The sequence below is a fragment of the Streptomyces sp. NPDC056452 genome (assembly GCF_042796085.1).
Taxonomy (GTDB): domain Bacteria; phylum Actinomycetota; class Actinomycetes; order Streptomycetales; family Streptomycetaceae; genus Streptomyces.
Map to the genome: position 1 here is coordinate 46,290 of NZ_JBHTRI010000004.1, position 12,558 is coordinate 58,847.

Annotated in this window: 11 protein-coding genes; 5 read left to right on the plus strand and 6 right to left on the minus strand. The window is 70.3% G+C overall.

Annotated features, from left to right (window positions below):
• The first annotated feature begins 7 nt into the window (after positions 1 to 7).
• Positions 8 to 286, plus strand: a complete 279-nt coding sequence (locus ACFQ6X_RS05455; protein ID WP_383176285.1) for a hypothetical protein — start codon at positions 8 to 10, stop codon at positions 284 to 286.
• Between the two features lie 49 nt (positions 287 to 335).
• Here ACFQ6X_RS05455 and ACFQ6X_RS05460 read toward each other — a convergent pair whose 3' ends face one another.
• The 3 genes from ACFQ6X_RS05460 to ACFQ6X_RS05470 all read right to left on the minus strand — a co-directional run bounded on the left by ACFQ6X_RS05460 (position 336) and on the right by ACFQ6X_RS05470 (position 2,933).
• Positions 336 to 509: a hypothetical protein gene (locus ACFQ6X_RS05460; RefSeq protein ID WP_351172512.1), complete on the minus strand. Its 174-nt coding sequence runs from the start codon at positions 507 to 509 to the stop codon at positions 336 to 338.
• 478 nt (positions 510 to 987) lie between these two features.
• The gene (locus ACFQ6X_RS05465; RefSeq protein ID WP_383176288.1) at positions 988 to 2,517 is read right to left on the minus strand and encodes a helix-turn-helix domain-containing protein; all 1,530 of its coding nucleotides are present in this window, start codon (positions 2,515 to 2,517) and stop codon (positions 988 to 990) included.
• A 218-nt stretch (positions 2,518 to 2,735) separates the two neighbouring features.
• Positions 2,736 to 2,933 carry a DUF4236 domain-containing protein gene (locus ACFQ6X_RS05470; RefSeq protein ID WP_383176291.1) on the minus strand — a complete coding sequence of 66 codons (198 nt, stop codon included), beginning with the start codon at positions 2,931 to 2,933 and terminating at the stop codon, positions 2,736 to 2,738.
• A gap of 229 nt (positions 2,934 to 3,162) precedes the next feature.
• Between ACFQ6X_RS05470 and ACFQ6X_RS05475 the strand changes: the two genes are divergently transcribed.
• On the plus strand, positions 3,163 to 3,963 hold the full coding sequence (locus tag ACFQ6X_RS05475) for an aminoglycoside phosphotransferase family protein (protein WP_383176294.1): 801 nt from the start codon (positions 3,163 to 3,165) through the stop codon (positions 3,961 to 3,963).
• A 187-nt stretch (positions 3,964 to 4,150) separates the two neighbouring features.
• Here ACFQ6X_RS05475 and ACFQ6X_RS05480 read toward each other — a convergent pair whose 3' ends face one another.
• On the minus strand, positions 4,151 to 4,357 hold the full coding sequence (locus ACFQ6X_RS05480) for a hypothetical protein (protein WP_383176297.1): 207 nt from the start codon (positions 4,355 to 4,357) through the stop codon (positions 4,151 to 4,153).
• A 304-nt stretch (positions 4,358 to 4,661) separates the two neighbouring features.
• Between ACFQ6X_RS05480 and acnA the strand changes: the two genes are divergently transcribed.
• The 3 genes from acnA to ACFQ6X_RS05495 all read left to right on the plus strand — a co-directional run bounded on the left by acnA (position 4,662) and on the right by ACFQ6X_RS05495 (position 10,219).
• A complete protein-coding gene (gene acnA, locus ACFQ6X_RS05485; RefSeq protein WP_383176300.1) occupies positions 4,662 to 7,376 on the plus strand; it encodes an aconitate hydratase AcnA in 2,715 nt (904 codons plus the stop codon).
• A 69-nt stretch (positions 7,377 to 7,445) separates the two neighbouring features.
• Entirely contained in the window at positions 7,446 to 8,675 is a 1,230-nt protein-coding gene (locus ACFQ6X_RS05490; RefSeq protein ID WP_383176303.1) for an ROK family protein, read from the plus strand.
• Positions 8,676 to 8,830: 155 nt separating this feature from the next.
• Positions 8,831 to 10,219 (plus strand): alpha/beta hydrolase domain-containing protein, encoded by a 1,389-nt coding sequence (locus tag ACFQ6X_RS05495; RefSeq protein ID WP_383176306.1) that lies wholly within the window; start codon positions 8,831 to 8,833, stop codon positions 10,217 to 10,219.
• A 95-nt stretch (positions 10,220 to 10,314) separates the two neighbouring features.
• On the opposite strand, the gene ACFQ6X_RS05500 is transcribed toward ACFQ6X_RS05495, so the two are convergent.
• Together ACFQ6X_RS05500 and ACFQ6X_RS05505 are read right to left on the minus strand one after the other, a co-directional pair.
• Positions 10,315 to 11,694, minus strand: coding sequence for a GH1 family beta-glucosidase (locus ACFQ6X_RS05500; RefSeq protein ID WP_383176309.1), 1,380 nt, complete (start codon positions 11,692 to 11,694; stop codon positions 10,315 to 10,317).
• 8 nt (positions 11,695 to 11,702) lie between these two features.
• The gene (locus ACFQ6X_RS05505; RefSeq protein WP_383176312.1) at positions 11,703 to 12,557 is read right to left on the minus strand and encodes a carbohydrate ABC transporter permease; all 855 of its coding nucleotides are present in this window, start codon (positions 12,555 to 12,557) and stop codon (positions 11,703 to 11,705) included.
• Position 12,558 lies beyond the last annotated feature (1 nt).

Sequence of the window (12,558 nt, forward strand, 5' to 3'; positions counted from 1 at the left end):
TACTTCCATGAGGCAGCGCCATCATTTCCACACCGACCATGCGGGCCACTCGGTCACCGCGACCGTCCGGACGGGCCACACGGTGCTGGTGGAGGTACTGGTCGACGGCAAGGAGACGGGCTCCGTCACCGCGCACGGCGACGGCACGATCGTCGTACACGTGGAACTGCCGACCGACCCCCCGGAGCAGGCCACCGTACGCGTGAAGCCGGGTCCCGGCGCTCCCAGCTGCCTCTTCGAGACACCGGACGCCGAACCCCGGATCATGTCCCCACGCGCATACTGACGGCCGGGATTTCCCCTGGCCGCTGGTGAGTTGGCCCGAAGGCCGCTGATCAGTTGTGCCCGAACTTCCGCTCCTTCTTGTGCGAAACGGTCTCCCCGATCGCACGCGCCGCGTCGGGAGTGGTCGCCGACGGCGTCTGTTCCTTCGTCTCCGCGGTGGCGGCGCTGCGCTCATGGCCGCCGGTGCGAGCACCGCGGTTCTGCCGGCTCTGCTTCTTGCTCATGATCGTGCCTCCTGCCATCGTCCTGAACGATGGGGCACCTCCAGATTCGCATATACGTACGAAACGTGCATGTCAGACAGAACCGTGCGCACGGAAATCACGTCCCGAGCCGGGGTGGTCCATGGGTGCGGCTCCCGGTCGGCGTGCCCCCGGCCGGCTCGGCGCATCCGATACGCAGGTGGTTCGCGGCGTAGCAGCCCGCTTCCGGTGCTCACGCGACGCCCCGATTGCACAAGCTGCCCCCACGTACAGCCCGAGGTGGTCACGAAGACGACCGCGGAGGCAGCGTCGGCCTGTACCGGCCCACCGAGGATTCGGGTGATACCGCGGGACGTTGGAGCGGGATCACACGTCAGGACGGAAACTCCCGGCCTCGGGCGAGAAGTCGCTGAAGGGTCCCACGAGTGCCACCGCACCCTGCTTGACCTGTACACATGTAGGTCAGGCAGGGTGCGGTGGACCGTTCGGGCAGGCCTGCTCAGATGTCCCGGAAGATCTCGATCTGCGCACCCACCGAGTTGAGCCGCTCCGCCAGCTCCTCGTATCCGCGGTTGATCACGTACACGTTGCGCAGTACGGACGTGCCCTCGGCCGCCATCATCGCCAGCAGCACCACCACCGCCGGCCGCAGCGCCGGCGGGCACATCATCTCTGCGGCGCGCCAGCGGGTCGGGCCCTCGACCAGGACCCGGTGCGGGTCCAGGAGTTGCAGTCGGCCGCCGAGGCGGTTGAGGTCCGTGAGGTAGATCGCGCGGTTGTCGTAGACCCAGTCGTGGATCAGGGTCTTGCCGTGCGCGGAGGCGGCGATGGCCGCGAAGAACGGCACGTTGTCGATGTTCAGCCCGGGGAACGGCATCGGGTGGATCTTGTCGATGGGCGCCTCCAGCTTGGAGGGCCGGACCGTGAGGTCCACCAGCCTGGTGCGGCCGTTGTCGGCTGCGTACTCCGTCGTGCGGTCGCAGTCGACGCCCATCTCCTCCAGGACCGCGAGCTCGATCTCCAGGAACTCGATCGGGACCCGGCGGATCGTCAGCTCGGACTCCGTGACCACCGCGGCGGCCAGCAGGCTCATCGCCTCGACCGGGTCCTCGGAGGGGGAGTAGTCGACGTCCACGTCGATCTCCGGTACGCCGTGCACGGTGAGGGTCGTCGTCCCGACCCCGTCCACGCGTACGCCCAGCGCCTCCAGGAAGAAGCACAGGTCCTGGACCATGTAGTTGGAGGAGGCGTTGCGGATGACGGTCGTGCCGTCGTGCCGGGCGGCGGCCAGCAGCGCGTTCTCGGTCACGGTGTCGCCGCGTTCGGTCAGCACGATGGGGCGGTCGGGCCTGACCTCGTGGTCGACCTGCGCGTGGTAGAGGCCGTCGGTCGCCGCGATGTCCAGGCCGAAGCGGCGCAGCGCGATCATGTGCGGCTCGATCGTCCGCGTACCGAGGTCGCAGCCGCCCGCGTACGGCAGCGTGAAGCGGTCCATGCGGTGCAGGAGCGGGCCGAGGAACATGATGATCGACCGGGTCCGGCGCGCGGCGTCCGCGTCGATGGCCTCCAGGTCGAGGCGTGCGGGCGGCTGGATCTCGAGGTCGACGCCGTCGTTGACCCAGCGGGCGCGCACGCCGATGGAGTTGAGTACCTCCAGGAGTCGGAAGACCTCCTCGATGCGGGCCACCCGGCGCAGTACGGTGCGGCCCTTGTTGAGCAGCGAGGCGCAGAGCAGTGCGACGCAGGCGTTCTTGCTCGTCTTGACGTCGATGGAGCCGGAGAGCCGGCGTCCACCGACGACCCGCAGGTGCATGGGCCCGGCGTAGCCGAGCGACACGATCTCGCTGTCGAGGGCTTCACCGATGCGGGCGATCATCTCAAGGCTGATGTTCTGGTTGCCGCGCTCGATGCGGTTGACGGCGCTCTGGCTGGTGGCGAGCGCCTCGGCAAGCTGAGTCTGTGTCCAGCCACGGTGCTGGCGGGCGTCACGGATGAGCTTGCCGATACGTGCGAGGTAGTCGTCTTCCATGGCTGCACGCTATCTCACATATGAGATGAAGATCGTGCGGGGGGTGTGGGGTTGGAGTGGACGTCGGGTGCCGGACGGGCGCCCCGGGCGGTTCCGGGTGGTGCGCCGACGGGGCCGGCGGCGTGCCGAACGGTGCCGGACCGCAGGCGGACGCCCGTCTACACGGTCGTTCGCGCCATGCGGTCCGGCACGCGGGGCTCGGCCGAACGGGTGAGCGCTCAGCCGCGGCGGCGGGTGGTGGTCTTCCGCCAGCCGAAGGGGCCCGGCAGGTCCATCGACGTGGTGCGCCGGCCGGTGCTGCTGGTGGTGCGCTTCGGTCCGTGCCGGCCGCCGGTCGTGACGGACCATGAACGACGGTTGATGTTCAGCCGGACGCCCGGAAGGATCTGGAAGCTCTTGCGGAATGTGAGCGGCATCTGCGCCTCCTCTGTCGTCAGGAGTACGGGTATCCCGAAGTCGGCCGTCCATGCCTGTGGTGTGAGCGCGCTCCGGTCGGGAGTGCCTCGCGCTGCCCGGGGTGGCGTGCCTCTCCATCAGGTCGGCCCGCGCAACGCGCTGGTCAGCGGGGCCGGTACGGTCCAGTTGGAGGCCTCGTGCAGTGAGGGCCGGCCCGCGCGGGATCGATGTGGCGGTAGCGTCATCGTCATGACGGCTGAGGGCGAGTCGCTGGTCGGCGGCATGGCGAACGCAGGGGCGGTCTTTCGCCGTGGTGCGCTGGTGGAGCGCCCGGCGCCGCGCAACGCGCACGCCCTGCATACCTACCTCCTTGCGCTGAAGGAGCACGGCTTCGACGCGGCGCCGACCCCTGCCGGCTTCACCGAGGACGGCCGTGAACAGCTGACCTTCATCCCCGGCGACGTGGCTCTGCCGCCGTTCCCGGACTGGGCGATGACGAAGAACGCCCTGGAGTCGGTGGGGAGTCTGCTGCGGCACCTGCACGAGACCAGCGCGGCCGTCGCCGTCGACATCCGTACCGGGTGGCCTGGGGACCTGGCCGACCCGGAGGGGGGAACGATGCTGTGCCACAACGACGTGTGCCCGGAAAACGTCGTGTTCCGCGAAGGTCGTGCCGCTGCCCTGATCGATTTCGACCTGGCAGCCCCGGGCCGTCCCCTCTGGGACGTCGCCATGACCGCCCGCTACTGGGTTCCCCTGGTCGATCCTTCATCCGCAGCCGCCGTCTACCCCTCCGGGCTGGATGCGCCCACGCGGCTGCGGATCCTCGCCGACAGCTACGGCCTCTCGCCGCAGGACCGTGGCGGGCTGGCCGGCGTCATCGAGCAGGCCACCGAGGTCTGCCGGGCCTTCGTCGCCCGCCGCGTGGCTGACGGTGACCCCGTCTATCTCCAGGCGCTGGCCGAGCGCGGTGGATGGGAACGCTGGGACCGGGTGCAAAGCTGGCTGGCGGAGCACCGCGAGAAGTTCACGGCCGCCCTGCAGAACTGACCGGCCCGGACCTTCGAGGAACAGATTCCGCGATACTGCCCGTCGGAGGCACCCGTCGCTCTTTCCCTGTCACCGTCCACCTCGGCCCGCCAGGCGCACGATGGTGGACGGCCCCAGCAGTTCGACCGCCGGCCCCTCGGTGGCCACTTCCTGGAGCCGGAGGAGAGGGAACAAGCCGGGCAGCGTCTCAAGCCGGAACATCCGCCAGAAGCACCGCATCCGGCACTCCGACCCGCTCGAACCCCCACCCCGCCTGGTCGCAGGCCAGGCGGGTGATCTCGGACCGGGCCGTCACCCGGTCCAGCAGCGGACGCCATCGAGGCTCGCGTACAGCATCCACGTACGACAGCTCGACGTACGGCTTGGCAAGATCCACCTCGACGGGTACGCCCACTCGGCACCCCCGATTGAGCCACCTCGTACGCCTGGGTTCGCCGGCAAGGAGCCGCGACGACCGGGTTCGCTGTCAAACGCCTCGAGGGGATGACAGCGGTCACGGGCGCCCGGGCATGACCGCGCGGCGGCGATGTACTAGAGTTATCTCGACATCGAGATATCTGCCGAGGCGCACCGCAGTCGCCGCCGGTAAGGGTTACCTAACTAATCCTTACCTTAGCGGATGGTGGGGGCCGTAGGCGGCGCCGGCCGCACATGAGGCGCGGCGCGGTTGAACGCGCACATTGAAGAAGGAGACTGTCGTGTCGGCGAACAGCTTCGACGCCCGCAGCACGCTGCGCGTGGGCGACGAGTCGTACGAGATCTTCAAGCTGGACAAGGTCGAGGGCTCCGCGCGCCTCCCTTACAGCCTGAAGGTGCTGCTGGAGAACCTGCTCCGTACCGAGGACGGCGCGAACATCACCGCCGACCACATCCGGGCGCTCGGCGGATGGGACTCGCAGGCCCAGCCCAGCCAGGAGATCCAGTTCACGCCGGCCCGCGTGATCATGCAGGACTTCACCGGCGTTCCGTGTGTCGTGGACCTCGCCACCATGCGTGAGGCCGTGAAGGAGCTCGGCGGCGACCCGGCGAAGATCAACCCGCTGGCCCCGGCCGAGCTGGTCATCGACCACTCCGTCATCGCCGACAAGTTCGGCACCAACGATGCGTTCGCGCAGAACGTCGAGCTGGAGTACGGCCGCAACAAGGAGCGCTACCAGTTCCTGCGCTGGGGCCAGACCGCCTTCGACGAGTTCAAGGTCGTCCCCCCGGGCACCGGAATCGTCCACCAGGTGAACATCGAGCACCTGGCGCGCACGGTCATGGTCCGCAACGGCCAGGCCTACCCCGACACCCTCGTCGGCACCGACTCGCACACCACGATGGTCAACGGCCTCGGCGTGCTGGGCTGGGGCGTCGGCGGCATCGAGGCCGAGGCCGCGATGCTCGGCCAGCCGGTCTCCATGCTCATCCCGCGCGTCGTCGGCTTCAAGCTGACCGGCGAGCTCCCGGCCGGCACCACCGCCACCGACCTCGTGCTGACCATCACCGAGATGCTCCGCAAGCACGGCGTCGTCGGCAAGTTCGTCGAGTTCTACGGTGAGGGCGTCGCCGCCACCTCCCTCGCGAACCGCGCCACCATCGGCAACATGTCGCCGGAGTTCGGCTCCACCGCCGCGATCTTCCCGATCGACGACGAGACGCTGAAGTACCTGCGCCTGACCGGCCGCGACGCGCAGCAGGTCGCGCTCGTCGAGGCGTACGCCAAGGAGCAGGGCCTCTGGCTGGACCCGGCCGCCGAGCCGGACTTCTCCGAGAAGCTGGAGCTCGACCTCTCCACGGTCGTCCCCTCCATCGCCGGCCCGAAGCGCCCGCAGGACCGCATCGTCCTCGCGAACGCCAAGGCGCAGTTCGCCCAGGACGTGCGCAACTACGTCGCCGACGACGAGGAGGCGGGCAAGGAGTCCTTCCCGGCCTCCGACTCCCCGGCCACCGCCAACGGTGTCCCGTCGAACCCGGTCACGGTCACGGCCCCCGACGGCACCACGTACGAGATCGACCACGGCGCCGTCACCGTCGCCGCGATCACCTCCTGCACCAACACCTCGAACCCGTACGTCATGGTCGCCGCGGCGCTCGTGGCGAAGAAGGCGGTCGAGAAGGGCCTGACCCGCAAGCCGTGGGTCAAGACCACCCTCGCCCCGGGCTCCAAGGTCGTCACCGACTACTTCGACAAGGCGGGCCTGACCCCGTACCTCGACAAGGTCGGCTTCAACCTCGTCGGTTACGGCTGCACCACCTGCATCGGCAACTCCGGCCCCCTGCCGGAAGAGGTCTCCAAGGCGGTCAACGAGCACGACCTGGCCGTCACCTCGGTGCTCTCCGGCAACCGTAACTTCGAGGGCCGGATCAACCCGGACGTCAAGATGAACTACCTGGCGTCCCCGCCGCTGGTCGTCGCGTACGCCATCGCCGGTTCGATGAAGGTCGACATCACCAAGGACGCCCTCGGCGTCGACCAGGACGGCAAGCCCGTCTTCCTCCAGGACATCTGGCCCTCCGAGGCCGAGGTGAACGACGTCGTCGCCAACTCCATCGGCGAGGACATGTTCAACAAGTCCTACCAGGACGTCTTCGCGGGCGATGCCCAGTGGCAGGCGCTGTCGATCCCGACCGGCAACACCTTCGAGTGGGACTCCGAGTCCACCTACGTGCGCAAGCCCCCGTACTTCGAGGGCATGACGATGGAGACGACCCCGGTCGAGGACATCACCGGCGCCCGGGTGCTCGCCAAGCTGGGCGACTCGGTCACCACCGACCACATCTCCCCGGCCGGTGCGATCAAGGCCGACACCCCGGCCGGCAAGTACCTCACGGAGCACGGCATCGAGCGCCGTGACTTCAACTCCTACGGCTCGCGCCGTGGTAACCACGAGGTCATGATCCGCGGCACGTTCGCCAACATCCGCCTGCGCAACCAGATCGCGCCGGGCACCGAGGGCGGCTTCACCCGCGACTTCACCCAGGCCGACGGCCCCGTGTCGTTCATCTACGACGCCTCCCAGAACTACCAGGCCGCGGGCACCCCGCTCGTCATCCTGGCGGGCAAGGAGTACGGCTCCGGCTCGTCCCGCGACTGGGCGGCCAAGGGCACCGCGCTCCTGGGCGTCAAGGCCGTCATCGCCGAGTCCTACGAGCGCATCCACCGCTCGAACCTCATCGGCATGGGCGTCCTCCCGCTGCAGTTCCCGGAGGGCCACACCGCCGAGTCCCTCGGCCTGACCGGCGAGGAGAGCTTCTCCTTCACCGGTGTGACCGAGCTGAACAACGGCACCACGCCGCGCACGGTCAAGGTCACCACCGACACCGGTGTGGAGTTCGACGGCGTCGTCCGCATCGACACCCCCGGCGAGGCGGACTACTACCGCAACGGCGGCATCCTGCAGTACGTGCTCCGCAGCCTGATCCGCAAGTAGACGCACCGAGAAGTGAGCGAGGGCCGCACCCCCGGGGTGCGGCCCTTCGCCGTTAGGCTCGAAGGTCAGATGAAGAACACCCTCACCTCGCCCGCTGCCAAGGCCGGGCACGAGTCCGTGCGGCGGCACAACCTGAGCCTGGTCCTGCGGACCGTGCGCGACGAGGGCGAGGTCACCCGGGCCAAGGTGGCGAGCCTCGTCGGGCTCACCAGGGCCGCCGTCTCCTCGCTCGTCGAGGAACTGCTCGCACTGGACTGCCTCAGCGAGTCCGGCAAGACCTCCAGCGGGGCGGCCGGGCGCCCCGGCACCGTGCTGAAGCTGTCCCGGACCGGTCCGGCGGGCCTCGGCGTGGAGATCAACATCGACTACGTGTCGGTGTGCGCCGTCGACCTCACGGGCACCGACCGGGTCCGCGTCACCGAGCACACCGACCACCGGGGCGTCCCGGCCGCCGACGTGCTGGCCCATGCGGCCAGGCTCACCAACCGGGTCATCGGCTCCACCCGCGAGCAGGAACTGCGCGTCGTCGGCGTCGAACTGGCCCTGCCCGGCCTGGTCTCCGGCGGCGTGGTCCGCCAGGCCCCCAACCTCGGCTGGAACCGGGTCGCGGCCGAGGGCATCTTCGGACAGGCACTCAGCACACTGCGCCCCGCCGGGCGGGCCCTGGCCGTGGGCTCCGACAACGAGGCCAATCTCGCGGCCCTGGCCGAGCTCTGGTTCGGCGGGCTCGGCGGGGTACGCACCTTCCTCTATCTCACCGGTGAGATCGGCGTCGGCGGAGCCCTCGTGCTCAACGGCGAAATGCTGCGCGGCGCCCACGGGTTCGCGGGCGAGATCGGGCACATGGTCGTCGATCCGCAGGGCCCGCTGTGCCGGTGCGGGGCGCGCGGCTGCCTGGAGCAGTACGCGGGCCGGGCGGCGCTGCTGGAGGCCGCCGGGATCGACCCGGACACGGGGATCCGGGGGCTCGGCGAGCTGGAGCAGCGGGCCGCGGCCGGGGAGACGCGGGCCGTTCAGGCGCTGCGGACGGCCGGGGACCGGATGGGTGTGGTGCTCGCCGGTGCGGTGAACCTCTTCGACCCGGAGGCGGTCGTCCTGGGCGGGATCTACCGGAACCTGATGCCCTGGCTGGAGGAGTCGGCGGACGCCCAGCTCACCGCGCGGGTGGTGTCGGGCCGCTGGCACGAGAACGGCAGCCGGCTGCGGGCCTCGTCCGTCTCCGGCGACGCGGCGCGGGGCGCCGCCGCGCGCGTGGTGCACGACGTCATGGCGAACCCGGCCGCGTACGCGGCGCGTTGACCCGTGATCGCGCGCCCGCTCCCGTCCGCGTAGGCGCCCGCGGCCGATTCACGCGGCCGGTGGTTTCGCCGGTGCGCGCTCGCCGGTCCCCGGGCACCGTCGGGGGTGAGGGCGGGCGGACGGCCCGCCGGCAGGAGAGAGGCGTGCTCATGATCATGTGGCGCACAACCTTACGGCTGGTGGTGGTCTCCCTGGCCACTGTCGTTCTGGGCACGGGTGCGACGGCGACGGCCCTGCCCGCCGAGGCCGCGGACCCGGCGGCCCGCCGCGTCAGCACGGCGGAACCACGCGTGAGCGGCCCGGTCGCCGGCTCCCTGCCCGGGGACCCGAAGGCACACGACGTGGCCGACACCTATCCCTGGCTCTCCGCGCCCGGACTCGCCCAGGCCGGTTACGTCGAGCAGGAGTTCTACCTGTCGGGGCGGGCGGACGCCTACACCCCCGACGGGGAGAAGGCCGCGGACGACGTGCCGTACACGACCCGCATCGTCGTGCGGCGGCCGGCCAATCCGGCGCGGTTCAACGGCACGGTGCTGACGGAGTGGCAGAACGTCAGCGGCGGCTACGACCTGGACGCCCTGTGGGCGCCCGACCAGATCACCCGCGCCGGATACGCCTGGGTGGGAGTGTCTGCCCAGCGCGTCGGCGTCGAGCAACTACGTGGGTGGAGCCCCGCGCGCTACGGACGCCTCGACGTGACCGGACAGGGGCGCTTCACGGCCGACGAGATGTCGTACGACGTGTACGCGCAGGCGGCCGCGGCGCTGCGCGCGGGGACCGGAAAGGTGCTCGGACCGCTCCGGGCGCGCACACTGCTGGGGATCGGGGCGTCGCAGTCGGCGGGCCGCATGACGGTCTACTACGACCGGGTGCTGCCCCGGACCGAGCCGGTGTTCGACGGGTACGGCTTCGTCGTCGGCCCCGCACCCACCCGCAAGGGCGGCGAGCCGGTGTTCCACGTGCTGTCGGAGACCGATGTACGCACCCCCCTCAGGCGGGACGACGACAACGGCTACCGACGGTGGGAGGTGTCCGGGGCCGCGCACTCCGGCCGGTACGGGCAGGCCTACCGCGAGCCGCTGCTCACCCGTGACCTGGGTGCGGCGCCGACGTTCTCCTGCGCCCGGCCTCCGTACAGCGAGGTGCCGCTGCACCACGTGATCGCAGCCGCCTACACGCACCTGGAGCGCTGGGTCGAGCACGGCGTGCTCCCGCCGGCCGCGCCTCCCCTGGAGTTCGCTCCCGACGGCACCAAGGCCCGGGACTCCCTCGGACTGGCCCGGGGCGGTATCAGGCTCTCGCAGGTCGAGGTTCCCACCGCCCTGAACACGGGGGACAACACGGGAGAGACGTTCTGCGTGCTGTTCGGGACCCATGTGCCGTTCACCGGGGAGCAGGTGGACCGGCTGTATCCCACGCACGCCGGCTACGCGGCGCGGGTCGCGGCGGCCGACGCCCGTGCGGTACGGGAGGGCCATCTCCTGCCGGCCGACGCGATCGCGAACCTGCGGGACGCGCTGTCCTCGGACGTGGGCCGGGACTGACGCCGCGCGGGTGCGCCGGGGGCGCGCCACGCACGCACACGGCCGGGGGCGTACACGCATTCCCGCACGCGTACGCCCCCGGTGTGAGGTGATGATCAGGCCTTGTGCGCCGCGATCAGCTGCTGGTACCAGCGGTAGCTGTCCTTGGGCGTGCGCTCCAGGGTGTCGTAGTCGACCCGGATGATCCCGAACCGCTTCGCATAGCCCAGCGCCCACTCGAAGTTGTCCAGCAGCGACCAGACGTAGTAGCCCTGTACGTCGACACCGGCGTCCATGGCAGCCCGCAGCGCCGTCAGATGGCCGCGCAGGTACTCCACCCGGTCCGAGTCGTGGACGGAACCGTCCGCCTCGACGCTGTCGAACTCCGCCGAGCCGTTCTCCGTGATGTGCACCGGCGGCAGGGCGTCGCTGTACGTCTGCTTCAGGACGGTCAGCAGGTCGGTGAAGGACTGCGGGACGACCGGCCAGTTCATCGCGGTCCTGCGGACGTCCGGGTAGCTCCCCTCCGCGTACCGGTTGTCCGTGGCGACGCGCAGCGCCGGGTCCGGCTCGCGGTGCGGGGCGGCGGCGATCACGATCGGCCGGTAGTAGTTGATGCCCAGGAAGTCCATCGGCCGGGAGATCAGCTCCAGGTCGCCCTCGCGGCGGAAGTCCTGACCGGTGATCAGCTCGCCCCAGGTCTCCTCCTCGGTGACCGGGTAGCGGCCCGCCAGGAGCGGTTCCGTCCACACCAGGTTGTGCTGGGTGTCGGCGCGGACGACGGCGGCGAGGTCGGCGTCCGACTCGGTGGCCGGGACGTTGCGGTCCAGGTTGAGGGTGATGCCCGCCTCGCGGACCCCCGCCGCACGCAGCGCGTTCATCGCGTGGCCGTGGCCGACCAGCAGGTGGTGCGCGGCGGCCAGTGCCCCGCGGCCCTCCTGCGCGCCCGGCGCGTGCCGTCCCACGGAGTAGCCGAGGAACGCGCTGCACCACGGCTCGTTGAGGGTGATCCAGCGCGGTACCCGGTCGCCCAGGTGCTCGGCCATGATCGCGGTGTACTCGCCGAAGCGCTCCGCCGTCTCCCGTACCCGCCAGCCGCCCCGGTCCTCCAGGGCCTGCGGCAGGTCCCAGTGGTACAGGGTGGCGGCCGGCTCGATGCCCGCCTCCAGGAGCGAGTCGACGAGCCGGGAGTAGAAGTCCAGCCCCTTGGGGTTGACCGCCCCGCTGCCCTCGGCCTGGATGCGGGACCAGGCGATCGAGAAGCGGTACGAGTCCACGCCCAGCTCGCGCAGCAGCGCCACGTCCTGCGGGTAGCGATGGTAGTGGTCGCAGGCGACGTCACCCGTGTCGCCGCCGTCGGTCCTGCCGGGCGTGTGGCTGTAGGTGTCCCAGATGGACGGGCCGCGGCCGTCTTCCTCCACGGCGCCCTCGATCTGGTACGAGGCCGTGGCCGCGCCGAAGACGAAGCCGGGCGGGAAGACAGGGAAGTCACTCATGGAAACCCTTACTTGACCGAGCCACCGGTGATTCCGGCGGCGATGTACTTCTGGGACAGGACGAGGAGGACCGCGGCGGGCACCGCGGAGAGCACGGACGCGGCCATGACCGAACCCCAGTCGCCGACGTGGGCCCCGATGTACTGGTAGATGCCGAGCGTGATCGGCTTGACGTCGTCCGTCGTGTTCAGCGTGAGCGCGAACATGAAGTCGCTCCACGCGTACAGGAACGAGAACAGCCCTGCCGTGATCAGGGAGTTGCGGCTCATCGGCAGGACGACCTGGATGAACGTGCGGATGCGGCCCGCGCCGTCGACCTCGGCGGCCTCGATGACCTCGCGCGGGATGGACACCATGAACGAGCGCATCAGCACGATCGCGAACGGGATGCCCAGCGAGGCGTCCGCCAGCATCAGGCCGAAGTAGGAGTTGACCAGGCCGAGGTCCACGTACGCGCTGTACAGGGCGTTGGCGATGACGATGCCCGGCACCATCTGGGTGATGAGCGTCCCGAAGACGATCGTCCTGCTGCCGCGCAGCTTGAACTGCGCCAGCCCGTAGGCGGCGGGCGCCGAGATCGCCAGACAGATGGCCACGGCGCCGAGCGCGACGGCCAGCGAGGTCAGCAGGTTCGTGCCCTGGTCGGTGATGGCCGAGGTGAAGCCGGAGAAGTCGATGCCCGTGGGCACCGGGGCCACGTCGACCAGGCTCGCGTCCGGCTGGAGGGCGGTGTTGACCATCCAGTACAGCGGGAACAGCATGACGGCGAGGACGACGACGCCGAACACGGTCGCACCCCAGCGACGCTCGGGCCGGTGGATGGCGGGAGCCGGGGCGGCGGGGATCTGGGTGGTGGTCGCCATG

Coding starts and splice junctions, on each gene's coding strand:
- ACFQ6X_RS05455 (WP_383176285.1), top strand. CDS start 8: ATGAGGCAGCGCCATCATTTCCACACCGACCATGCGGGCCACTCGGTC.
- ACFQ6X_RS05460 (WP_351172512.1), bottom strand. CDS start 509: ATGAGCAAGAAGCAGAGCCGGCAGAACCGCGGTGCTCGCACCGGCGGC.
- ACFQ6X_RS05465 (WP_383176288.1), bottom strand. CDS start 2,517: ATGGAAGACGACTACCTCGCACGTATCGGCAAGCTCATCCGTGACGCC.
- ACFQ6X_RS05470 (WP_383176291.1), bottom strand. CDS start 2,933: ATGCCGCTCACATTCCGCAAGAGCTTCCAGATCCTTCCGGGCGTCCGG.
- ACFQ6X_RS05475 (WP_383176294.1), top strand. CDS start 3,163: ATGACGGCTGAGGGCGAGTCGCTGGTCGGCGGCATGGCGAACGCAGGG.
- ACFQ6X_RS05490 (WP_383176303.1), top strand. CDS start 7,446: ATGAAGAACACCCTCACCTCGCCCGCTGCCAAGGCCGGGCACGAGTCC.
- ACFQ6X_RS05495 (WP_383176306.1), top strand. CDS start 8,831: ATGTGGCGCACAACCTTACGGCTGGTGGTGGTCTCCCTGGCCACTGTC.
- ACFQ6X_RS05500 (WP_383176309.1), bottom strand. CDS start 11,694: ATGAGTGACTTCCCTGTCTTCCCGCCCGGCTTCGTCTTCGGCGCGGCC.
- ACFQ6X_RS05505 (WP_383176312.1), bottom strand. CDS start 12,557: ATGGCGACCACCACCCAGATCCCCGCCGCCCCGGCTCCCGCCATCCAC.